Source organism: Rhodococcus sp. IEGM 1307 (assembly GCF_030056915.1).
GTDB classification, from domain to species: Bacteria; Actinomycetota; Actinomycetes; order Mycobacteriales; family Mycobacteriaceae; genus Rhodococcus_F; species Rhodococcus_F opacus_D.
Genome location: NZ_JASHKW010000019.1, coordinates 1 through 20,821, shown reverse-complemented (window position 1 = coordinate 20,821; position 20,821 = coordinate 1). Strand labels below are relative to the sequence as shown.

Genomic DNA, 20,821 nt, shown 5'->3' with positions numbered 1-20,821 from the left:
CGGGCACGATTCGGGCTCCCTGTTGCCCCGGACCTCGACCTCGGCGAAGACTGATCTCATGGCCCGCACACAGAGCGACGCCGAGTTCCACCAGCTACGGACTCCACGGGCCGCGGCCGTCGCCGGTGTCGTCTTCGGTGTCCTGTTCGCCTCCAGCATCGTTCTGCTGCGTAGCGCGCTGCCCGGCGCAGCCGCGACCCCGTGGTTACACCACCAACGGCAGATCACGGCAGCCCTGATACTCGCACCCTTCGCGGGCATCGCGTTCCTGTGGTTCATCGGTGTCATCCGCGACCGGCTCGGGAACCTCGAAGACCGATTCTTCTCGACCGTCTTCCTCGGCAGTGGGCTGCTGTTTCTCGCCATGACGTTCGTGTCGACGGCAATCGCCGGCGGGCTCCTCGCCGTGTCCCGGCTCTCCGGCGTTCCGCAGACCGACCTCGTCTTCTTCGGGCGCGAGGTGATGTTGCATGTGAACAACGTCTACGGGGTTCGCATGGCCGGGGTGTTCATGATCTCGCTGGGAACCATCTGGCTGCGCACCGGACTGATGCCGCGATGGCTGGCTGTCACCACCTACCTGCTGTCACTCACCCTGCTGGTGGTCGTGAGTTTCAGTCTCTGGGTGACGCTGGTCTTCCCGGCGTGGGTGACGGTGATCAGCGTGTACATCCTCGCCGTGGATCGACCGCCGTCGATCCCCCCGGACTGACCGCCGGTACTCGGACACGAGGTTCTCACCCGGTACGGGTGATGTGGCGCGGGCGCACCGCGAGCAACGTCAGGACTGCGATTCCCCCGATGATGCGAGGAGAGACAGATGACGGACGCGAAACCCAACATCCTGGTCATTTGGGGCGACGACATCGGTATCACCAATCTCAGCTGCTACAGCGACGGACTGATGGGGTACCGGACACCGAACATCGACCGTCTGGCCGAGGAGGGCATGAAGTTCACCGACTCCTACGGTGAGCAGAGTTGCACTGCCGGTCGCGCGTCGTTCATCACGGGGCAGAGCGTGTATCGCACCGGCATGAGCAAGGTCGGAATCCCGGGAGTCGACGTCGGATTGTCGCCCGAAGACCCCACCATCGCCGAACTGCTCAAGCCCCTCGGATACGCCACCGGGCAGTTCGGGAAGAACCATCTCGGCGACCTGAACAAGTATCTGCCGACCGCTCACGGGTTCGACGAGTTCTTCGGCAACCTTTATCACCTCAACGCCGAGGAAGAACCGGAGCTTCCCGACTACCCGAGCGCAGAGGACTACCCGAAACTGCACGAGGTGATGCTGCCGCGCGGTGTTCTTCATTGCTGGGCCACCGAGGAGGACGCCGGCGAGGTCGATGAGCGGTACGGGCCGCTCGGGAAGCAACGCATCGAGGACACCGGTCCGCTGAGCAAGAAGCGGATGGAGACCATCGACGACGAGACGGTCTCCGCGGCAATCGACTTCATCACGCGGCAGAAGGAAGCGGAGACACCGTTCTTCGTGTGGATGAACACGACGCACATGCACCTGCGGACCCACACGAAGCCGGAAAGCGTCGGCCAAGCCGGGCACTGGCAGTCGCCGTACCACGACACCATGATCGATCACGACAAGCACGTCGGCCAACTGCTCGACGCGGTCGACGAGCTGGGTCTCGCCGAGAACACCATCGTCATCTACAGCACCGACAACGGTCCCCACGCGAACACCTGGCCGGACGGGGCGACCACCCCGTTCCGCAGTGAGAAGGACACCAACTGGGAGGGTGCGTTCCGCGTCCCCGAGGTGATCCGCTGGCCGGGCAGGATCCCCGCGGGCAGCGTGTCCAACGAGATCGTGCAGCACCACGACTGGCTTCCCACCTTCCTCGCCGCCGCGGGTGCACCGGACGTGGTGGAGCAACTGAAGACCGGGCACACGATCGGCGAGAAGACGTTCAAGGTGCACATCGACGGCTACAACCTGCTCCCGTACCTCACCGGTGAGGTAGAGACGTCGCCGCGCCGGGGAATGGTGTACTTCTCCGACGACTGCGACGTGCTGGGCATCCGTTTCGACAATTGGAAGATCGTGTTCATGGAGCAGCGGGCGCAGGGCACCCTCGGCCTGTGGGCGGAGCCGTTCACTCAACTGCGGTTGCCGAAACTGTTCAACCTGCGCACCGATCCGTTCGAGCGGGCAGACATCACGTCGAACACCTATTGGGATTGGTTCCTCGACCACGACTACATCGCCATCTACGGAACATTCATCACGACCCAATTCCTCGAGACGTTCAAGGAGTTCCCCCCGAGGCAGGAGCCGGCGAGCTTCACGATCGACCACGCGGTGGCGAAGTTGCACGCGTTCCTGGCGAAGGACTGACCGACGTGGGGGCCGGGCTGGGTGGTTCCTGGGCGGACGGATCGACGCGGTCCGCGATCGAGGACTTCGTCGGGCGGGTGACGACACGGGGACCGGACTTCGTCGAGCCCGCCGACCGGGTGGCCGTATTCGACAACGACGGCACACTTTGGTGTGAGAAGCCGATGCCCATCCAGCTCGACTTCACCATCCGGCGCTTCGCCGAGATGGCCGCGAAGGATCCCGGCCTCCAGCAGACGCAACCGTGGAAGGCGGCCCACGAGCACGACCTTCAGTGGCTCGGTGCGGCGATGGTCAAGCACTACCAGGGCGACGACGGCGACCTGAAACTGTTGATGGGCGCAGTCACCGAGGCATTCGATTCGATCACCGTCGAGAATTACGACGCAAGGGTGCGGGCCTTCTTCGACGACGCGGATCACCCGACGCTCGGCCGCCCGTACGCCGGCTGCGGATACGCGCCGATGGTCGAGTTGCTGCGCTATCTCGAGGCGAACGAATTCACGATCTACATCGCGTCCGGCGGTGACCGGGACTTCATGCGCCCGGTCGCCGGACGGCTCTACGGGATTCCGCCGGAACGCGTCATCGGCAGTGCCCTCGGACTCTCGTACCGTGAAGGGGCGGAGACGAGCGACCTGCTCTACAAGGCCGCGATGGACTTTTTCGACGACGGGCCGGAGAAACCGGTCCGAATCTGGAGTCGGATCGGGCGACGGCCGATCCTGTCGGTCGGCAACTCCAACGGCGACCTGCCGATGCTCGCGTTCTCCGGGCTACCCGACCGCCCATCGCTTCGGGTGCTGATCCTGCACGACGACGCCGATCGCGAATTCGACTACGTCGCGGGAGCGGAGCAGGCTCTCGAACACGCACGAGAAAAGAACTGGACCGTGGTAAGCATGAGGAACGATTGGACGAGCGTCTTCTCGCCGGCCGTCACCTGATCAGGCAGAAGGGAAGGCGTGTGGATACCCAGACCGTCTCCGAAGTCCGGCACATCCCCGCTCAGACCTTCACGATGGGCTCGGATCGGCACTACCCGGAAGAAGGTCCGGCGCATCGGGTCGCCGTCGACGCCTTCGCCATCGAGGCCCACCAGGTCACCACCGCGCAGTACGCCGCGTTCGTCCGGGACACCGGTTATGTGACCGTCGCCGAGCGGCCGCTGGACCCCGCCGAATTCCCCGGTGCTCCCGCCGAGAATCTGCAACCGGGATCGATGGTGTTCACCCCCACTCGGGGCCCGGTCGATCTCCGTCACCTCAGTCAGTGGTGGACCTGGACCGTCGGCGCGTCCTGGCGGCACCCCACGGGGCCGGCATCGACGATCACCGGCCGCGAACGGCATCCCGTCGTTCACGTCGCCCACGAGGATGCGGCAGCGTACGCGGAGTGGGCAGGGCGGTCCCTCCCCACCGAGGCGCAATGGGAGGCCGCGGCGCGCGGCGGACTCGACCACGCCGAATTCACCTGGGGTGACACCGCCGAGAGTGAATCCCCTCCGCTGGCGAATTATTGGCACGGGGAGTTTCCCTGGCGCGCGGCCACCGGGTACGGCACCACGACCGCCGTCGGTAGCTATCCGCCCAACGACTACGGTCTGTTCGACATGGCAGGCAACGTGTGGGAATGGACCGCCGACTGGTACTCGGATCGGCACGCCGACACGGCGGAGTCGTGCTGCGCGCCACGCAATCCGCGTGGGCCCGGCATGTCGGAGAGCTTCGACGCCCGGCAGCCACAGTTCCGGGTGCCCCGGCGGGTGATCAAGGGTGGGTCGTTCCTGTGCGCGGACAGTTACTGTCGGCGGTATCGGCCCGCGGCACGGCGGCCGCAGATGGTCGACACCGGGATGAGCCACATCGGATTCCGCTGCGTCACGGCCCTGCCCGGGTCAGAGTAGGACCACCACGGCGAGGAGCGCGAGCAGTGTGACGATGCTGGAGGTGACCACGGCGGTGAACGTCGCCGGCGCGAATTCCCCGGATTCGATCTGCCGGCTGATAACCCGATAGCGGACGGTGCCGTACGCGGAGACCAGTAGTCCCGCGCCGATCAGGATCAATCCGGCAGCCACGGCGTGGCCGCCGCGGTGCGGCGCGAACTTCGCGACCGCCACACCGAGTGCGGCGACGCTGATACCGGTGCGATGCCAGGCGAGGTAGGTCCGCTCGTTGGCGAGATGGTCGCGCGCGGTGCTTCCCTCGTTCGGCTGCGTGGGGCCGAAGATGTTGCGGCTCATGCGCCGCGACCCAGGAAGCCGATCTCCGACAGGCGCGACTGGAACCCGGACTCGCCGCCCGACAGTCCCGATATCCAGACGAGGACCCGGTCGGTGGGTGCAGGCGTCCGGGCCACGATCTGGGTGACCCCGTCGCCGAGCGTGGCGCTGCCGATCAGCTGGGTGCGATCGATGCTCGCCCACGCGACGGGCGCGGTCCGGATCTCGACCGTGGTGCCCGGTGTCGGGGAGTCGATCCAGACGGTCCGCAGATCGACGGGCCCGGGAAACGACACGATCAGACCCATTCCCTGCTTCGTCGCCGACAGTTGCTGCGGGTAACGGTCGGTCGCCCAGGACGTCGCGGGGTTCGCGTCGACGGCGAGGGAGGCGGTGGCACCGTTGTCGGGGAAGCGCAGCGGGGAGTAGGCGGCCGCGGACGACGGGGTGAGCGGCGCCTGACGGGGGTCCGGAACCGGCGCGATCTGGCTGAGCATGTTGTCTGCGACGGCGGCCGGGGGAGCGTCCGACGAGCTGAATGTGGCGCCCGCCGCCCACCCGGCGGCGCCGAGCGCGACGATAAGGGCGAGTGCGCCGCTCAACGCGGGAAGCGGCGCGTTCGGCCGGGGTACCCGGTTGGCGGGTGCCGGGCGGGCCCTCTTCGTGGTCGGAGCGAATGCGGATGCCGAGCGGGCCCGCGCGTCCGCCAGGATGCGGTCGAGGGCGTCGACGACCGCCTGCGCGGTGGACATCCCGGGTCGCCGAGCAAGGGCGTTCATGGCCACGTCGGACAGGCGTCGTGGAATCGCGGGCCGCACACGATGTGGCGGGACGACGGAACCGTCACCGCGCCTGCCGGCCGGGGGCAGCCCGGCTGCCCGGGTCGCGCCGGACGAGGACAACGGCCACGTGCCGAGTAACAGGGCGTACAGCAGCGCACCGAGTCCTGCGACGTCGTCGGCCGCGCTGCCGTCGGCAAGGGTGGCGGGGAAGGCGAGGACCGCGAGTCCGTCGTGGGAGATCCGCACCCGGTTGGGATGATCAAGTGAGATGCGGGCACCGAAATGGTGTGCGTCTGCGGTCGCGGCGGCCAGGTGCCGCACGGTGCGAGCGGCATCCAACGGCCGTGGGACCGTGTGCGCGACATCCGCGACACGCCACCCCGGCGTCCATTCCGCGACCACGGCGATCCGGTCGCCGACTGCCGCGATGTCGTAGACCTGCGCGATCCGGCCCTCGTGGCTGAAGCTGGTTCCGGTGGTGTTCCGGCAGAAGCGCGCCACCGGATCCGGACGCGTGTCGGTGGCGCGGACGTGCGCCGAGTCGACGAGGCTGAGCGAGACGTCCCGGCACAGTTCGGTGTCGTGTGCGTGCCACCACTGCACCCAATCGGGTCCGGCGAACCGTCCCAGGAGCCGGTATCGGGTGGCGACGAGCATGCCCGGGGCGAGCGGATCCCGGCCCTGCGGCGAATGCGGCAGGCCCCCGAACACCGGCGTCGCTGTCATCTACTCTCCCGGGCTCTCCCCGACCCCGAAAATCCCTGTCAGGCAACTGTCACCCGGGCAGCAGCGCAGACGTTCGCACAGCACCGGGCCTACTGCTGATCATCCTCGGATGACGAGCGAACCGTGTGCTTTTCGGCCGACCTAGCCGAGGACGTGCTCCGCGTATCGCGCGACCGCGAGTACCAGGTCGTCCGAGTGGCGGGGGCCGATGATCTGCAGACCCACCGGCAGACCCGCTGCGGTGCGGCCGACGGGGATGCTGATCGCCGGCTGCTGCGTCAGGTTGAACGGGTAGGTGAACGGGGTCCACTGCGGCCAGCTCGTGAGATCGCTGCCCGGCGGCACGTCGTAACCGGCCTCGAAAGCCGGAATCGGGACGGTGGGCGTGAGCAGGACGTTGTGCGTCAGATGGAATCTGCCCATCCTGATGCCGATGTCCGCGGCGACCGCGCGAGCATCGAGATAGTCGACGGCGCTGAACTTCTCGCCCCGTTCCCAGACCTTGCCGAGCCCCGGGTCGACCTTGTCGCGCGCACCCTCCGGGAAGTTCTTCAGCATGGCCGCGGCGCCGGCTGCCCACAGCAGTTCGAAGGCCTCGATCGGATCGCTGAAGCCGGGGTCGGCGGCGGTGACCGGCAGACCCGCCGCGTCGAGGGCCTGCACGGCTCGGTCGACGATCGCCCGGACCTCCGGATCGACGGTCACATAGCCGAGCGTGGGGGAGTACGCGACGCCGAGTCCGACCACGTCGCGGCCGATCTCGCCGCGGAAGGTGGTCGGGAACGGGGCGAGCGACGTCGGGTCGCGCGGGTCGGGCAGCGACAGGATATCCATCAGCAGTGCCGCATCCTCGACCGTGCGGGTGAGGGGGCCGGCATGCGCCAGCGGTCCGAACGGGCTCGCCGGGAACAGCGGGATGCGACCGTGGGTGGGTTTGAACCCGACGACGCCGCAGAACGAGGCGGGGATGCGCACACTGCCGCCGCCGTCCGTGCCGACGGAGCAGGGACCGAGACCCGCCGCGACCGCCGCGGCACTGCCGCCCGAAGATCCGCCGGCCGTCTTGGTCGGGTCCGCCGGGTTGCGGGTGATCCCGCACAGGGCACTGTCGGTCACGGCCTTCCACGCGATCTCGGGGGTCGTGGTCTTGCCGAGGAACACCATCCCGTCCTCGCGAAGCCGGGCGGCCACGGGACTGTCGACGTCCCACGGCTGGTCCTCGTCGACGGCCTGTGAACCCCGCAGTGTCGGCCAGCCGTCGGTGAGGAAGATGTCCTTGATCGAGATCGGCACGCCGTCGAGCAGCCCCTTGGAGTAACCGGTGGTCCAGCGCTCCTCGGATTTCCGGGCCTGCGCGAGGGCTCGCTCCTCGTCGACGAGGCAGTAGGAATTGATGGTGCGGTCACGCTCGGTGATGGCGTCGAGCATCGCCTGCGTCGCTTCCACCGGCGAAAGTTCTCCGGACGAGTAGGCCGTGACCAGTTCGACGGCGGTCATGTCGGTGGGATTCATGAGAACTCCTTCAGCCTGGACGTTCGGGCCCTGTCTTCATCGGCTCGGTACGTACCCGAGGTGCTTGTCAACTACGTTCTCGAGCGGGTACCCCGCAACCCAGCGTTCGAAATTGTCGGTGAACACGGTTACGAGGTCATCTCGCCAGCCGGCGAAGTCGCCCGAATTGTGGGGCGTGATCGAGACGTTCGGCATGTCCCAGAGTGGATGGCCTGCGGGGAGCGGTTCCGTGTCGAACACGTCGAGCGCGGCGCCCGCGATCGTCCCCGCCCGGAGCGCGGCGACGAGGTCGTCGGTGCGGACGAGCTCACCGCGTCCGACGTTCACGAACCGGGCTCCCGGCTTCATCGCGGCGAACGTCGAGTCGCGGAACAGGTGGCGGGTCTGCTCGGTGAGCGGTGCCACCGCGATCACATAATCGGCGACGGCGAGCTGCTCCGGGAGATCCTCCGTTGCGGAAACCGTTCCGAAGTCGGGGTCGGCGTTGCGTGCGGTGCGGCCCGACCCGCTGACCTTCATACCCGCTGCGCGGAGAAGTCGTGCGATCGCGCGGCCGATGGGACCGGTGCCGACGATCAGGGCGGTGCGGCCCGCGATCCGCTCGGATTCGCGGTGCTGCCACGTGTGGGACTGCTGCAGGCGCAGCGAGCCCGGCAGATCCTTCGCGAACGAGAGGATCTGGGCGAGCACGTACTCGGCGATCGCCCCGTCGAACACGCCCCGTGAGTTGGTGATCGTGACGTCGCTGTCGCGGGCCTCGGGGAACATCACGGGGTCGACGCCCGCCGCGGCGATGTGCAGCCACTGCAGGGAACCGGCGGCGTGCCAGGCTCCCGGCACCGCGTCGGTGAGGAAGTCGTAGAGGAACAGCACGTCCGCGCCGTCGAGGGCGTCGCTCAGCCCCGCCTTGCCGGTGTAGCGAACTTCGGCACGGGACGCGACGGGTGCCATGAGTTCGTCGCTCGGCAGGACGTGGGCATGTAGCACCGCGACGATCGGGTTCCGACTCACGTTGACACCGTATGAGTAACTCGTATGATTGTCAACAATCTGATAATGCTCGGGCGCGGCCGAAACGAAGGTGAGGCCTGGTGTTGGAACTGAACATTCCCGAATTCGAGGGGCCTATCGCGCAACGGGGAATCGGCATCATCGCCCCGTTCGACCTGGCGCTCGAACGAGAACTGTGGCGATGGGCTCCCCTCGAGGTGAGCCTCCATCTGGCGCGCACGCCGTACGAACCCGTGCCCGTCAGCCTGGAGATGGCCGAACTCGTGTCCGAGCGAAGACACCTCATGGCGGCGACGCGCGACGTCCTGCACGTCGAGCCCGAGGTCGTGGCCTATCTGTGCACGTCGGGAAGTTTCATCAAGGGCCTCGAATACGAGCGAACCCTGTGCGACGCGATCTGCGAGGCCGGCGCCCAGCACGCGATCACCACGTCCGGTGCGCTGGTCGAGGCCATCGAACACCTCGAGCTGAGCAGGCTGTCGGTGATCACGCCGTACGACGCCCCGCTGACCGAACGGCTGCACGCGTTCCTCCACGAGGCGGGCACCGAGGTGGTGCGCTCCGATCATCTCGGGCTCGGCGGTGGCATCTGGAAGGTCAACTACCGCACGATCGCCGAGCGGATCATCGCCGCGGACGACCCCAGGTCGGAGGCGATCTTCGTCAGCTGTACGAATCTGCCGACCTACGACGTCATCGCCCCGCTCGAGCAGGAGCTCGGCAAACCGGTCCTCACCGCCAACCAGCTCACGATCTGGGCCTGTCTCGGCCGGATGAAACTCCCCATGACAGGCCCCGGCAAGTGGCTCCGCAACGTCTTCTGACATCACCCTCACGACACGGAAAAGAGGAGAACGTATGACGAGCACGCCGACCCCCACTGTGGGATTCATCTACCCCGATCACGCCGCCGAGGACGACTACCCCTTCGCCGCGGAGATGCTCGGAGTGGATCTGCCGGTCGTGCACATCTACGGCACCGACCTGCACGCCGTGCCCGAACTGCTCGACCTCGGGAGCCCCGAGAAGCTCGCAGGCGGGGCCGCACTCCTCGCCGAGGAGAAGCCGGACGCCGTCGTGTGGGCGTGCACCTCGGGCAGCTTCGTCTACGGTCCCGACGGGGCGAAGCAGCAGGCCGAGACGCTCGCCGCGGCCACCGGTGTGCCCACGTCCAGCACCAGTTTCGCGTTCGTCCACGCCCTGCACGCGCTGGGGATCACCCGCGTCGCGGTGGCCGCGAGCTACCCGGAGGACGTCGCGAAGCTGTTCGTCGAGTTCCTCGCCGCCGCCGGTATCGAGGTGCTGTCGATGTCGAGTGCGGGAATCGACACCGCGGCCGAGGTCGGTCTGCTCAGCCCGGAATCCGTGGTGGAACTCGCGGTGGAGAACGACCACCCGGACGCCGAAGCCCTGCTCATCCCCGACACGGCCATGAGGACGCTGGGTGCGCTGAGTACTCTCGAGCAGCGCCTCGGCAAGCCGGTCCTCACGGCAAACCAGGTGACCATCTGGGAAGGCCTGCGTCTTGCGGGCCACACGGCGGTGCACCCGTCGTTAGGAACCTTGTTCGAGAAAGGCCACAGTCATGGCTCTGACTGACCTGGAACCCGTCAGTCGTCAATCGACTGCCGAATTCATCGCGGACCGCCTGCGGGTCGCCATCATGAAGGGTGCGCTCGAACCGGGTGCACAGCTGGGCGAGGCGGAACTGGCCGCGCACTTCCAGGTCTCGCGCGGGCCCCTGCGCGAAGCCATGCAGAGACTCGTGTCCGAGGGCATACTGCACAGCATCCGTCACCGCGGGATCTTCGTGACGGAACTGACCCTCGACGACGTCGTCGACGTGTACCGCAGCCGCTCGGTCATCGAGCGCGGGGCGCTCGAAATGATTCTCGACGACGGCCGCCGGGAAGCCACCTACCTGGCGCTCGAACCCACCGTGCTCGTGATGCAGGCCGCGGCCGAACGCGGCGACGCCGCCGCCGTCTCGGACGCCGACCAGCAGTTCCATCAGATCCTGGTGGAGAGTTCGCAGAGCCCGCGGCTCATTCGGGCGGCGAGGACGCTGCTGATCGAGACCCGGATGTGCCTGGGTGCGTTGCAGACCACCTACGACGACATCCGCGAGCAGGCGCAGGAACATGCCACCCTGCGCGAGGCGATCCGGTCGGGTACAGCTGGAGAGGTGCAGAAACTGCTCGCCGAACACCTGGACGACGCCGTCCAGCGGCTCCGCGCCGATCAGAAGACTCTGTCGTCGTAGCGACGGAGAAGCAGAGGTAAGTGCCGAGGAGGGACAATGACTCAGGTAGCTGAGGTTCAGGGAGACACCAACCGCCACGATCGCTACCCGACTCGGATCGCCGCCGAGCCGTCGATGCTCCAACGAAGCGAACCCGCCGTGTGGGGCAGACCCGCCGACGGGCCGTTCGATTCGTCGGCCCTCGCCGGACACGAGTCACGCGGCTTCACCATCATCGACAATTTCCTGAACGCGAGCGAAGTGATGTCGTGCCGGGAGGAACTCGACCGGCTGTCCCGGGACCCCGCGATGCGCGACAGCGGGCGCGTCATCCGCGAACGCGGCACCGACGAGGTTCGTTCCGTCTTCGACGTGCACCGGCGCGGTGACGTGGTTGCCGAGCTGATCCGCGACGGCAGGATCCTCGACCGCGCGCGACAACTCCTCGGCTCCGACGTCTACATCCATCAGAGCCGGATCAACTCGATGCCCGGTTTCAAGGGCACCGGTTTCTACTGGCACTCGGACTTCGAGACCTGGCACGCCGAGGACGGTCTTCCCGTCCCACGGGCCGTCAGCTGCTCGATCACGCTCACCGAGAACTACCCGTTCAACGGGTCGTTGATGGTGATGCCCGGTTCGCACAAGCGATTCGTCCAGTGCGTCGGCGCCACCCCCGACGACAACTACACGTCGTCCCTCGTCTCGCAAGAGGTCGGGGTTCCGCGTCGGGAGGACGTGACGCGGATGGCGGCGGAGTTCGGGATCGACCAGTTCACCGGTGCCGCAGGCACCGCGCTGTGGTTCGACTCGAACCTCATGCACGGGTCGGGGAACAACATCACGCCCTACCCGCGGTCGAACCTGTTCCTCGTGTTCAACAGTGTCGAGAACACCCTCGTCGAGCCGTTCGCCGCGGCGCGTCCGCGGCCGGAGTACATCGCGTCGCGCGACTTCACTCCGCTGTCCTGACGTGAGTGGCAAGGAGTGCTCCGGCACGCCTTGCCACTCACCTATGCGGGGACCTCGTGCAGGGCTCGGGCGAGGTGGGCGAGCTCGGGAATGTCGGCGGCCCGGTCGAGCGCCGCTTCCAGTGTGGCGTCGTGGGTGGGACGGGCCTCGTCCAGCGCCGCCCGCCCGGCCGGTGTGAGCTCGGTGTAGATGCCGCGGCGGTCGTCGTCGCACAGAATGCGGGTGAGCAGTCCGCGGTTCTCCAGACGGTTCACCAGCCTGGTGGTGGCGCTGCTGCTCAGCGCCGCCGCGCGGGCGAGTTGCGCCATGCGCATGTGCCAGCCGTCCTGACGGCCGAGGGCGTCGAGCACCGTGTACTCGACCACCGAGAGATCGTGCCCGCGCTGCAGGGCACGCTCGAGCTCCGCCTCGAGCAGCCCGTGCAGGGCCGCGAGCGTGCGCCATCCCTTCGACCGGATCTCGACGGCGTCGTCGGCGACTGCCATTGCCCACCTCCTGTGGATACGACTGCCAGGCCAGAATACCAGCTTGCGCACATATCAGGCGTGTGCAACTATTTATGGCGCGCCTGCAACTAATGCAGACGCGGTATTCGAGCTAGCGCTCTTATCTCCCAGTCTGTACGAAAGGAGTGGCTGCAATGCCACTGGGTCTGCTCGCCCTCGCAATGGGCGGCTTCGGGATCGGTCTCACCGAATTCGTCATCATGGGATTGCTGCCGGAGGTGTCGGCCGATTTCCAGGTAAGCGAGTCGGTGGCCGGCTACCTCATCTCCGGCTACGCCCTCTCCGTCGCCATCGGGGCGATCGTCATCACCGCAGCCGTCACCCGCTTCGACCGCAAACGCGTGCTCCAGGCGCTGATGGTGCTGTTCATCGGCGGCAATCTGCTGTCGGCGCTGGCCCCGACGTACGAGGTCATGATGGGCGGACGCGTCCTCGCAGCCCTGTGCCACGGCGCGTTCTTCGGCATCGGCTCGGTCCTCGCCGCCGACCTCGTGCCCGCGAGCAAGCGGGCAGGCGCGATCGCGACGATGTTCGCTGGACTGACCATCGCCAACGTTCTCGGCGTCCCGTTCGGCACGTTCCTCGGCCAGCAGTTCGGCTGGCGCTCCACGTTCTGGGCCATCACCGTCATCGGCGTCGTGGCGTTGATCGGCATCGCAACGCTGGTGCCGTCCGTGTCCCGTCCGGCGGACGCACCGGAATCCGGCGGTCTGCGTACCGAACTGCAGGCGTTCCGGTCTCCGCAGGTGTGGTTCTCGATCGCCGTCACCATCCTCGGATTCGGCGGCATGTTCGGGGCGTTCACATACATCGCGTTCACCCTCACCGAGGTCGGCGGATTCGCGTCGACCAGCGTCCCGTGGCTCCTCGTGCTCTTCGGCGGCGGTCTGTTCGTCGGCAACGTCCTCGGTGGCCGTGCCGCCGACAAGGCACTCGCCCGCACGCTGATCACGATCCTCGCCGTGCTCACCGTCGTGCTCGTCGTGTTCGCGCTCACCGCGGGGAGCAAGCCGATGACGATCGTGGCCCTGTTCTTCATGGGCGCCTTCGGTTTCGCGACCGTCCCCGGGCTGCAGATGCGGATCATGAACTACGCGGCACAGGCGCCGACGATGGCGTCCGGCGCGAACATCGCCGCCTTCAACGTGGGCAATGCACTCGGGGCCTGGCTCGGCGGCATCACCATCGCCGCGGGACTCGGCTTCACGTCCCCGATCTGGATGGGTGCCGCGCTGACCGTCGGTGCGCTCGCCGTTCTCGTCCTCGCCACCGCAGTCGACCGGCGGTCGAAAGATCAGTCGGTGGAGGAGGATCCGGCGGTGGTGTCGGTCTAGTGTCAGCGCGGCGGCGTCGCGTCGCCCGGTGCGCGCGTGAGGGTGGCGATCGTGTTGTCGTTCTGGCTGGTGGCGTAGGCCTTCGCGCCGTCGGCGGAGACCGCGACGCCACCGGCACTGTCGCCGACGGCGAGCGACGTCACCTCGGCGTTGGTGCCCGGATCGAACACCGTGACGGCGCCGCCCTCGGAGTCGACGACGTACAGCGTGTGTCCGTCCGCGGTCACCGCGGCACCGCCCATCGTCCCGTCGACGCCGAACGTGGCGGTCACCGTGTTGGTGGTCGCGTCGATCACCGACATTTCCGCGCCGCTCCGCACGTAGGCCCGGTCATTCGTGGCCGTCACGGCACTGGGGTGGGAGGCGACGGGAATCGTGTCGACGACACTCGTCGTGGCCGTGTCGATCACCGTCACCGTGTTGTCGGAGGAGTTGGTGACGTACACGTGCGTGCCGTTGGTCGCGAGCTGGATGGGGAAGGCGCCGACCGGAACCGTGGCGGTCACCGTGTTCGTGGCGGTGTCGATCACGAAGACGGTGCTCTCGACGCCGTTGGTGACGTAGGCGTGGGCCCCGTCGGCGGATACCGCGACCGCCAAGGCGAATTCACCGACCGGGATCGTGGCCGCCACCGTATTGGTGGCGGTGTCGATCACGGACACGCTCCGGTCAGCGGTATTCACGACGAACACCCGCGCACCGTTCGGGGTGACGGCGATTCCGGTGGGTCCGCCGCCCACCGGGACGGTGGCGGTGACGGCGTTCGTTGCGGTGTCGATGACGGACACGCTGTTGGCCCCGGAGTTCGTGGCGTATGTGACGGCGCCGCTGGGTGCGACCGCCACCTGCATCGGCGTCAACCCGACGGGAACGGTGGCGATGACGGCGTACGTCGGCGCCGCACCGGCGGTGGTGGCCAGGAGGCCGAGCGTGGCGACGCCGATCGTCAGGACAGTCGAAGTGCGGGCGAACATCACCGTCGTAGTGTCTCCCGCACCCAGGCTGTAGTCGGGGATGTCCGCAAGATCACGTGGCAGGGTCGGCGAGTCCCCCCGAGTTCGCGGTCTCGCGGGTTCGCTGCGCCAGCTCGCTGAGGCGGCGAGCGCGGGCGATCTCGGCCGGCGTGAACGGCTCGTCCACCGGCCGCACGAAGACGAGCGGCTCACCCTCGCCCGACGGGATCGCGACCGACGCCGCCGTGGTCGGATGGTCGCTCACGAGCGAATCGACATACTGGGCGCCGAGCAGCTCCGCGATCGACAGGGGCAGTTCGGACGGATCGGCCGCCACCCGCGACGCCAACGTCAGCGCCTTCGTCTGGCCGTCGATGAGCGCGAGCGCCGAAGCCGGCCAGATGCCCACACTGCGGCCGCCTCCGGCCCGGACGGCATGCGACAGCGCCTCCGGTGACGTCTCCCGGCCCGCCCCGACGATCAACTCGTCGAGCGAACCGCCGTCCAGGTGATGGACGTGCACGGTCAGGATGTTGGCATCCAGCTTCGCGAGGTTGCGGGCCAGCGACTCGAGCTGTCCCGGTTGGTCGCTCACCCGGACACGGATACGCCAGAGTGACTGTCCGGTCGAGAGATGGCCGTGCCTGCCGTCGGGCGGACCGTGCAGCCAGCCGCCGAGCAGTCTCATCGCCGACGGCTCCACCACCCAGATCACCAGCACCGTGGTGCTGACGGTCAGGACCGTGACGGTCATCAGATAGGAGACGTGGAAATGAATGACCAAGGCATGAAGCCCTAGTTCGACGGGAAAGACGGCGCACAGTTTCGCAAGCGCCAGACGGAGACGGCGGGGGTGCGGAAGCCGACCGCACGCCTCGCACGCGTTGACATGAACTCCGGGTTCTCTCTCGGCATCGTTCATGCACCCACTGTCGTCCGGAAGTATTGCCGGGCAGTTTCATCGCACGGTCGGTGGTGTGACGGATGGTCGTGAAATACGTTGGGGTGCAACGCCGATGTGGTGGGCGAGACACCGCGTCGCCGCGTGTGATCGGGGGCACGTCGAGAGCTATCCGACCTCGAATTCGTTCGACGTCCCGGCGAACGCGGTGATCGTGCCTGCCGCGTCGCGGCTGTTGCCGAAGTGCTGCACACGGTAGCGCCCGGCGGGAGTTCCGGCCGGGACGTCCCACGTGATCTGCGCGACAGACCGGTTCGCCCCGGTGCGCGTCCAGCGGTACTTGGTCGACCAGTCGCCGTCGTCGGCGTGACGCACCCAGCCGTCGCCGCCCCGGCGCTGGATCTCGAGGAACGTGCCACGCCGGCGCGGGTCGTTCCGGGGGTGGCCGGTGACGAACTCGACCGCGATCTGTTCGCCCGCCGACACTTTCGCGGCAGGTTGGGTCAGTACGTCGCCGAAGACGCGGCTTGCCGGTGGTTCGTCGCGGTCGACGCCCGGACCGACGTACGGCTGGAACTGCGACAGGTCACGGGGCGCCGGGCCGCGGGGAATGTCGCTGCCGGTGCGCACAGCGTCGGCGAGCGCCGCGAATCCCTGCTGGTACGCGGGCAGCGTGTAGCGGCCGAAGAGGGTCGAGCCGCCCTCGTACTGCTGCGCGTCGTACTCCTGCGGGGTGGTGCAGTAACTCGCGTACGAGTTGGCGTAACCCTGGAAGATCACGTTCTCCAGCGGCACACCGAGTCTGTCGGCGACGGTGCGGCGGATCCGCAGCCCGGACACGATCGTGAATTCCGCCGGGCCGCCCACGACATACACGTCGCCGATGCGGAGGATCTGAATCTTCAGCACGTGCGGAACCCACCCGTCGGGTGGCAGCAGACCGACGGCCACGAGCACGAGTTTCGGGGCCTGCGCGTCCTGCAGCCACTGCGGGTTCGGCGCGTCCATACCGCCGAGTGCGTCGACGAGCGGGTTGGTGGTGCCTTCCGGGAAGATCGGGATGGCCGGACCGTCCTCGGTGCTGCCCGCGCTCATGGCGGCCCCGACACACGCGGGGGACGTCCGATAGGTGCGGCCGTCGGGGGTGAATTCGCCGCCGACCTCCTGATTCGCCATGTCGAGGTACATGATTCGGCTGTCCACGCCGCCGGTGAGGGTCTCCGACGCCGACTCCCACGCCGTGCGTGCGGCCGCGACCTGACGCTGCCCGATGATGCGGGTGTTCTCGAACTCGTCGTCGGTGGGACCGTGGCCGGGCCGGAGGTCGAGGTTGGGGGACATGTCGCCGGTGTTCGTCTGCGGGAACGCGGCGACGAAATGAGGCTTCTGGTCGTCGAGGTAACGGACACCCTCGTGGTCGTGCTCCCAGAAGTAGGCGGCCGCGCCCTTGTTGTCACCGGAGATCAGATGGTTCGTGTTGGTGAGCGAAGCACCGTGGGTCGGGAACCAGTTGATCGCCCCGACGTCTCTGCCGCCCTGCGTGATTCGCAGGACCCGCATCGAGGTGTCGATGCCCAGGGGATAGTAGTCCCGGTCCTCGGCGGGGTTGCGGTCGAAGGCGATCCGCGAACGGTTGACGCTGGCATCGGTGAGTTCGCTGCGGCCGTACGACACCGAACCGGGGGCGAGCGAATCGTGCGCGGCTGTGATCGCCTCGACGATGCCACCGACCTCGGCGTCGAACACCTGACGGTTGTGGCCGAGCACGGCGAGGTTGTAGGCGTAGTCGTGGGACGCGCCGCCGCACGCCGCGTGGGAGTGCACCGCCGTGAGCATGACGTTCCGCTCGGTGTACAGGTCGCCGTGGAGTTCCGCGAGCCGAGCCAGCACGGCGTCGTGCACGGACTGGAAGATCATGCACACGTCGACGCACACGTAGACCACGCGCTGCCGGCCGGACTCGGCGAACACGAACGCCCGCGCACGGGTCCGCTGATGCAGTCCCTCGGCGCGCTGCTCGAAGCTGGAGTACCCCATCATCCCGACGTCGGCGACCGGCCCGGTGGCGTCGGAAATGCCGACGCCGACGAGGAATTCGGAGTTCTGGTCGGGATTAGCGGCCGCCGTCCCGGAGCCGAGCGCGGCGAGCGCCGGAGTCAGGGCCGCCCCCGCGAGCACGCTGCGTCGTCTGATCTGCACTATCGATCGTCCTTTCGGCGGTCGTCCCTCTGGGGCGCCACGAATTGGTCAAGCGTCCAGAAGCGTCGCCGGTATTGGACCCCAGTTCGGTAATCGGCGCAACCCCCACGTGAGTGGCGAAGTGTGCCCGCGCACACTTCGCCACTCACGTGCGGTCAGATCGGCTGCGCGTCCCCGAACGTCATCTTCAATTCGGGGATCGAGGACGTGACGAGCGCCCGTTTCGGAAGTCCCAGCGACCGCAGTTCGTCCGCGATCGGGTGGCTGCCCAGTTTCAGCTCCGCGCCTCCGGGCCGGGAGCGGATCCCGGTCGGGTTCATGTCCCAAGTGGTGAACCGGGTGAGCCCGTCGAGGTGCGAATAGGCGGCGAGCGACGTGCCTGCGCCCGAACCCGGCACCGCAATACCCGGTTTGACGCTCAACTGGGCGATCAGCCGGCCGCCCTCGCTCACCGAACCGCGCCTGACGGAACCGGTGTGGTCGACATCGAAATCGGCCAGGAACTTCGGGAAGCCCCAGATGCCGCGGCCGGCGGCCAGAGTGAAGTCGCCGTCGACGGGCAGCTGATGAATCAGCGCACCCGCCCGGCCCCGGGTCAGCGCCTTCAGGTCCTGGGGGACCGAGGTGCTGTCGGCCCGGTGGTCGCGGACGAGGAACGCCACCCCGAATTCGTTGTACGGGCCGAGATCGCCGTCCACGTAGTCGACGAACACGAGGACGCAGATGCCACGTCCCGGCCGGAACTGCAGGATCTCGAGGCCGGTGTAGTCGATCAGCGACTGGGCGGCGGCGGTCGGCACCGAATACATCGCCGTGAACGCCGACGCGGCCCGGATCTCCACGGGCATGTCGACCTGCTTGCCGAGAACCTGATGCGACGTCACGGCGCGACCACTCCGCGCAGACCGTCGGCGCCGAACATGGGCTCGAACATCGACGTGAAGTCGGGTCCGCGACGCAACATCTGGCCGCCGTCGACGTTGATGATCTGCCCCGTGATCCAGGTGGAGTCGGGGCCGAGGAGGAACTTGGCGAGCGCGGCGATGTCGGTGACCTCGCCGACCCGTGCGATCGGGGTGTTGGCCAGGTAGTCGTCCAGGACGGGTCCGCCGTCGGTGATGAGCGCGACGAGGTCGGTGCGGGTCAGTCCGGGGCGGATGCAGTTGACGCGGACGTTGCTCGCCCCGAGTTCGTCGGCGGCGAGTTGCGTCAGGTTGTCGACACCTGCCTTGGACGGACCGTATGCGCCGAACCAGCGGTGCGTGTTGCTGCTCGCGATCGAGGAGATTGTGACGATGGAACCGCCGCCCCCGGCGACGAGCGCCCGCGCGGAATGCTTGATCGTCAGCATGGTGCCGGTGACGTTCAGGTCCACGGTCCGCCGCCACGCGTCCACGTCGAGTTGGGTCACGGGTCCCACCGTTTCGTTCCCGCCTGCGCACGTGACGACGCCGTCGAGCTGCCCGGTGCGCCCGGCCGCTGTGGCGACCGCGCGGATGATGTCGTCCTCGTTCGTGACGTCGGCGGTGACCGTGTCGACGGTCCCCGCGGGATCACCGGCGGTGATCTGCTCCGCTGCGCGTACCAGTTTCTCCTCGTTGCGACCGCAGATCGTGACGTGGACGCCGTCGGCCGCGAGGGCGGTGGCGACGCCCAGTCCGATGCCACTGCCGCCGCCGGTGACGAGTACGGACGTCTTCGCGAGCCCGCTGCTGCCGTCGTTGGTAACCACGTACACCTCCAGGTAATAGAACTCGTGTCAATTATCGAGCCGAGGATCTGTGAAACTTGCCGCTATACCACTGCGTCATAGTAGGAACACGTTCTATTATCGGGGCACGATCGGCGGGATTCAATGCGGAGGAGTACCTCGATGACGAACAGGCCGGATTTCGATCTGATCGACGGACGGTTCTACTCGGGCGAACTCGGCGACCCGCGGGAGGCCTACGCATGGATGCGCGCCCACGAACCGGTGTATCGCGCGGACGGAATTCTCGGCGCCGCGTCGTACGAGGCCGTCCTGGCGGCCGAACGCGACCCCGAGTTGTTCTCGAACGCGGGCGGAATCCGCCCCGGGGTGGGCCCGCTGCCGCAGATGATCGACATGGATGACCCGCAGCACCTGCAACACCGTCGCCTCGTCAACGCCGGCTTCACCCGTAAACAGGTGGAAGCGAAGACCGACCGGATCCGGGAGATCTGCGATCACCTCATCGACGCCGCGTGCGACAAGGACGAAGTGGACTTCGTGCGCGATCTGGCGGCGCCGCTCCCCATGGCCGTCGTCGGTGACATGCTCGGCGTGCGGCCCGAGGAACGCGACACGTTCCTGCACTGGTCCGACGACCTGATGAACGCCCTCGGCAGCAACGCCACCCCGGAGGAACTCCAGGCCCAGGCCAACGCGTACCTGGCATTCAACGAATTCACGCTCCGCACCATCGCGGAGCGGCGGCAGAATCCGACGGACGACCTCACCAGCATCCTCGTGCACAGCGAGATCGACGGTCACCGGCTCAGCGACCCGGACATCGTCGGCGAAACCCTGCTGATCCTGATCGGCGGCGACGAGACCACCCGGCACGTTCTCAGCGGCGGCATGGAACAACTGCTGCGGCACCCCGACCAGCAACAGCGGCTCGTGAACGACCCGGACGGCATCCCGGCGGCGGTCGAGGAGATGCTGCGCTGGTCGTCGCCGATCAAGAACATGTGCCGCACCGTCACCCGCGACGTCGAATTCTTCGGAACCGACCTGCGCGAGGGCGAGAAGATGATGCTGCTGTTCGAATCCGCCAACTTCGACGAGGCGGTGTTCGAGCATCCCGAGGTGTTCGACATCGAACGGTCGCCGAACCCGCACGTCGCATTCGGTTTCGGCACCCACTTCTGCCTCGGTAACCAACTCGCCCGGCTCGAAGCGAAGATCATGTTCGAGCAACTGCTGTCGCGGCTGCCGGACATGGTGCTCGTCGACGACGGCCCACTGCGGCGTCGTCCCGCCAACTTCGTGTCCGGGCTCGAGGAGATGCCGGTGAAGCTCTAGTGTCCTGAGTCATAAATAAGCCATCGGTTGTTAAGATTGGTCATGGCAACT

General features: G+C 67.4%; 20 protein-coding genes. 10 read left to right on the top strand and 10 right to left on the bottom strand.

Annotation, left to right across the window (positions count from 1 at the left end; translation table 11 throughout):
- The first annotated feature begins 58 nt into the window (after window positions 1–58).
- The 4 genes from QM841_RS30500 to QM841_RS30485 all read left to right on the top strand — a co-directional run bounded on the left by QM841_RS30500 (window position 59) and on the right by QM841_RS30485 (window position 4,265).
- Window positions 59–712, top strand: a complete 654-nt coding sequence (locus QM841_RS30500; RefSeq protein ID WP_283334861.1) for a hypothetical protein — start codon at window positions 59–61, stop codon at window positions 710–712.
- Between the two features lie 108 nt (window positions 713–820).
- Window positions 821–2,359 carry an arylsulfatase gene (locus QM841_RS30495; protein ID WP_283334860.1) on the top strand — a complete coding sequence of 513 codons (1,539 nt, stop codon included), beginning with the start codon at window positions 821–823 and terminating at the stop codon, window positions 2,357–2,359.
- Window positions 2,360–2,364: 5 nt separating this feature from the next.
- Window positions 2,365–3,306 (top strand): HAD family hydrolase, encoded by a 942-nt coding sequence (locus QM841_RS30490; protein ID WP_283334859.1) that lies wholly within the window; start codon window positions 2,365–2,367, stop codon window positions 3,304–3,306.
- A gap of 74 nt (window positions 3,307–3,380) precedes the next feature.
- Window positions 3,381–4,265, top strand: coding sequence for a formylglycine-generating enzyme family protein (locus tag QM841_RS30485; protein ID WP_283334964.1), 885 nt, complete (start codon window positions 3,381–3,383; stop codon window positions 4,263–4,265).
- On the opposite strand, the gene QM841_RS30480 is transcribed toward QM841_RS30485, so the two are convergent.
- From QM841_RS30480 to QM841_RS30465, 4 genes are all read right to left on the bottom strand, one after another.
- A complete protein-coding gene (locus QM841_RS30480) occupies window positions 4,257–4,604 on the bottom strand; it encodes a YidH family protein (RefSeq protein WP_247252241.1) in 348 nt (115 codons plus the stop codon). The two genes, QM841_RS30485 and QM841_RS30480, sit on opposite strands and share 9 nt — an antisense overlap.
- Window positions 4,601–6,091, bottom strand: coding sequence for a protein kinase family protein (locus QM841_RS30475; protein WP_283334858.1), 1,491 nt, complete (start codon window positions 6,089–6,091; stop codon window positions 4,601–4,603). Before QM841_RS30475 ends, QM841_RS30480 begins: the two co-directional genes overlap by 4 nt.
- 141 nt (window positions 6,092–6,232) lie before the next feature.
- Window positions 6,233–7,603 carry an amidase gene (locus QM841_RS30470; protein WP_283334857.1) on the bottom strand — a complete coding sequence of 457 codons (1,371 nt, stop codon included), beginning with the start codon at window positions 7,601–7,603 and terminating at the stop codon, window positions 6,233–6,235.
- A gap of 36 nt (window positions 7,604–7,639) precedes the next feature.
- Window positions 7,640–8,614, bottom strand: a complete 975-nt coding sequence (locus tag QM841_RS30465; RefSeq protein ID WP_280778976.1) for a D-2-hydroxyacid dehydrogenase — start codon at window positions 8,612–8,614, stop codon at window positions 7,640–7,642.
- Between the two features lie 83 nt (window positions 8,615–8,697).
- On the opposite strand from QM841_RS30465, the gene QM841_RS30460 reads away from it, so the two are divergent.
- From QM841_RS30460 to thpD, 4 genes are read left to right on the top strand one after another with little or no spacing between them, the layout of a single operon-like run.
- Window positions 8,698–9,438 (top strand): maleate cis-trans isomerase family protein, encoded by a 741-nt coding sequence (locus QM841_RS30460; RefSeq protein WP_037197713.1) that lies wholly within the window; start codon window positions 8,698–8,700, stop codon window positions 9,436–9,438.
- Window positions 9,439–9,472: 34 nt separating this feature from the next.
- Entirely contained in the window at window positions 9,473–10,213 is a 741-nt protein-coding gene (locus QM841_RS30455) for a maleate cis-trans isomerase family protein (RefSeq protein WP_011596947.1), read from the top strand.
- Entirely contained in the window at window positions 10,200–10,877 is a 678-nt protein-coding gene (locus QM841_RS30450) for a GntR family transcriptional regulator (protein ID WP_283334856.1), read from the top strand. The genes QM841_RS30455 and QM841_RS30450 overlap by 14 nt, the downstream gene beginning before the upstream one ends.
- A gap of 36 nt (window positions 10,878–10,913) precedes the next feature.
- Complete coding sequence (gene thpD, locus QM841_RS30445; RefSeq protein WP_283334855.1) at window positions 10,914–11,828, top strand: ectoine hydroxylase; 915 nt, start codon at window positions 10,914–10,916, stop codon at window positions 11,826–11,828.
- A 41-nt stretch (window positions 11,829–11,869) separates the two neighbouring features.
- Here thpD and QM841_RS30440 read toward each other — a convergent pair whose 3' ends face one another.
- Window positions 11,870–12,313 carry a MarR family winged helix-turn-helix transcriptional regulator gene (locus QM841_RS30440; RefSeq protein ID WP_283334854.1) on the bottom strand — a complete coding sequence of 148 codons (444 nt, stop codon included), beginning with the start codon at window positions 12,311–12,313 and terminating at the stop codon, window positions 11,870–11,872.
- 155 nt (window positions 12,314–12,468) lie between these two features.
- On the opposite strand from QM841_RS30440, the gene QM841_RS30435 reads away from it, so the two are divergent.
- Entirely contained in the window at window positions 12,469–13,668 is a 1,200-nt protein-coding gene (locus QM841_RS30435) for an MFS transporter (protein WP_283334853.1), read from the top strand.
- A 2-nt stretch (window positions 13,669–13,670) separates the two neighbouring features.
- On the opposite strand, the gene QM841_RS30430 is transcribed toward QM841_RS30435, so the two are convergent.
- The 5 genes from QM841_RS30430 to QM841_RS30410 all read right to left on the bottom strand — a co-directional run bounded on the left by QM841_RS30430 (window position 13,671) and on the right by QM841_RS30410 (window position 19,453).
- The gene (locus tag QM841_RS30430) at window positions 13,671–14,642 is read right to left on the bottom strand and encodes a YVTN family beta-propeller repeat protein (protein ID WP_283334852.1); all 972 of its coding nucleotides are present in this window, start codon (window positions 14,640–14,642) and stop codon (window positions 13,671–13,673) included.
- 52 nt (window positions 14,643–14,694) lie between these two features.
- Window positions 14,695–15,543 (bottom strand): ACT domain-containing protein, encoded by an 849-nt coding sequence (locus QM841_RS30425; RefSeq protein WP_283334851.1) that lies wholly within the window; start codon window positions 15,541–15,543, stop codon window positions 14,695–14,697.
- 147 nt (window positions 15,544–15,690) lie between these two features.
- Window positions 15,691–17,721 carry a neutral/alkaline ceramidase gene (locus QM841_RS30420; RefSeq protein ID WP_283334850.1) on the bottom strand — a complete coding sequence of 677 codons (2,031 nt, stop codon included), beginning with the start codon at window positions 17,719–17,721 and terminating at the stop codon, window positions 15,691–15,693.
- Between the two features lie 155 nt (window positions 17,722–17,876).
- Window positions 17,877–18,605: an acetoacetate decarboxylase family protein gene (locus QM841_RS30415; protein ID WP_283334849.1), complete on the bottom strand. Its 729-nt coding sequence runs from the start codon at window positions 18,603–18,605 to the stop codon at window positions 17,877–17,879.
- Window positions 18,602–19,453, bottom strand: a complete 852-nt coding sequence (locus QM841_RS30410; protein WP_283334848.1) for an SDR family oxidoreductase — start codon at window positions 19,451–19,453, stop codon at window positions 18,602–18,604. The genes QM841_RS30415 and QM841_RS30410 overlap by 4 nt, the downstream gene beginning before the upstream one ends.
- 141 nt (window positions 19,454–19,594) lie before the next feature.
- Here QM841_RS30410 and QM841_RS30405 point away from each other — a divergent pair, with 141 nt between their 5' ends.
- Window positions 19,595–20,770, top strand: coding sequence for a cytochrome P450 (locus tag QM841_RS30405; protein ID WP_283334847.1), 1,176 nt, complete (start codon window positions 19,595–19,597; stop codon window positions 20,768–20,770).
- The last annotated feature ends 51 nt before the right edge of the window (window positions 20,771–20,821 follow it).

Coding starts and splice junctions, on each gene's coding strand:
- QM841_RS30500 (WP_283334861.1), top strand. CDS start 59: ATGGCCCGCACACAGAGCGACGCCGAGTTCCACCAGCTACGGACTCCA.
- QM841_RS30495 (WP_283334860.1), top strand. CDS start 821: ATGACGGACGCGAAACCCAACATCCTGGTCATTTGGGGCGACGACATC.
- QM841_RS30485 (WP_283334964.1), top strand. CDS start 3,381: ATGGGCTCGGATCGGCACTACCCGGAAGAAGGTCCGGCGCATCGGGTC.
- QM841_RS30480 (WP_247252241.1), bottom strand. CDS start 4,604: ATGAGCCGCAACATCTTCGGCCCCACGCAGCCGAACGAGGGAAGCACC.
- QM841_RS30475 (WP_283334858.1), bottom strand. CDS start 6,091: ATGACAGCGACGCCGGTGTTCGGGGGCCTGCCGCATTCGCCGCAGGGC.
- QM841_RS30470 (WP_283334857.1), bottom strand. CDS start 7,603: ATGAATCCCACCGACATGACCGCCGTCGAACTGGTCACGGCCTACTCG.
- QM841_RS30455 (WP_011596947.1), top strand. CDS start 9,473: ATGACGAGCACGCCGACCCCCACTGTGGGATTCATCTACCCCGATCAC.
- QM841_RS30450 (WP_283334856.1), top strand. CDS start 10,200: ATGGCTCTGACTGACCTGGAACCCGTCAGTCGTCAATCGACTGCCGAA.
- thpD (WP_283334855.1), top strand. CDS start 10,914: ATGACTCAGGTAGCTGAGGTTCAGGGAGACACCAACCGCCACGATCGC.
- QM841_RS30440 (WP_283334854.1), bottom strand. CDS start 12,313: ATGGCAGTCGCCGACGACGCCGTCGAGATCCGGTCGAAGGGATGGCGC.
- QM841_RS30435 (WP_283334853.1), top strand. CDS start 12,469: ATGCCACTGGGTCTGCTCGCCCTCGCAATGGGCGGCTTCGGGATCGGT.
- QM841_RS30430 (WP_283334852.1), bottom strand. CDS start 14,642: ATGTTCGCCCGCACTTCGACTGTCCTGACGATCGGCGTCGCCACGCTC.
- QM841_RS30425 (WP_283334851.1), bottom strand. CDS start 15,543: ATGAACGATGCCGAGAGAGAACCCGGAGTTCATGTCAACGCGTGCGAG.
- QM841_RS30405 (WP_283334847.1), top strand. CDS start 19,595: ATGACGAACAGGCCGGATTTCGATCTGATCGACGGACGGTTCTACTCG.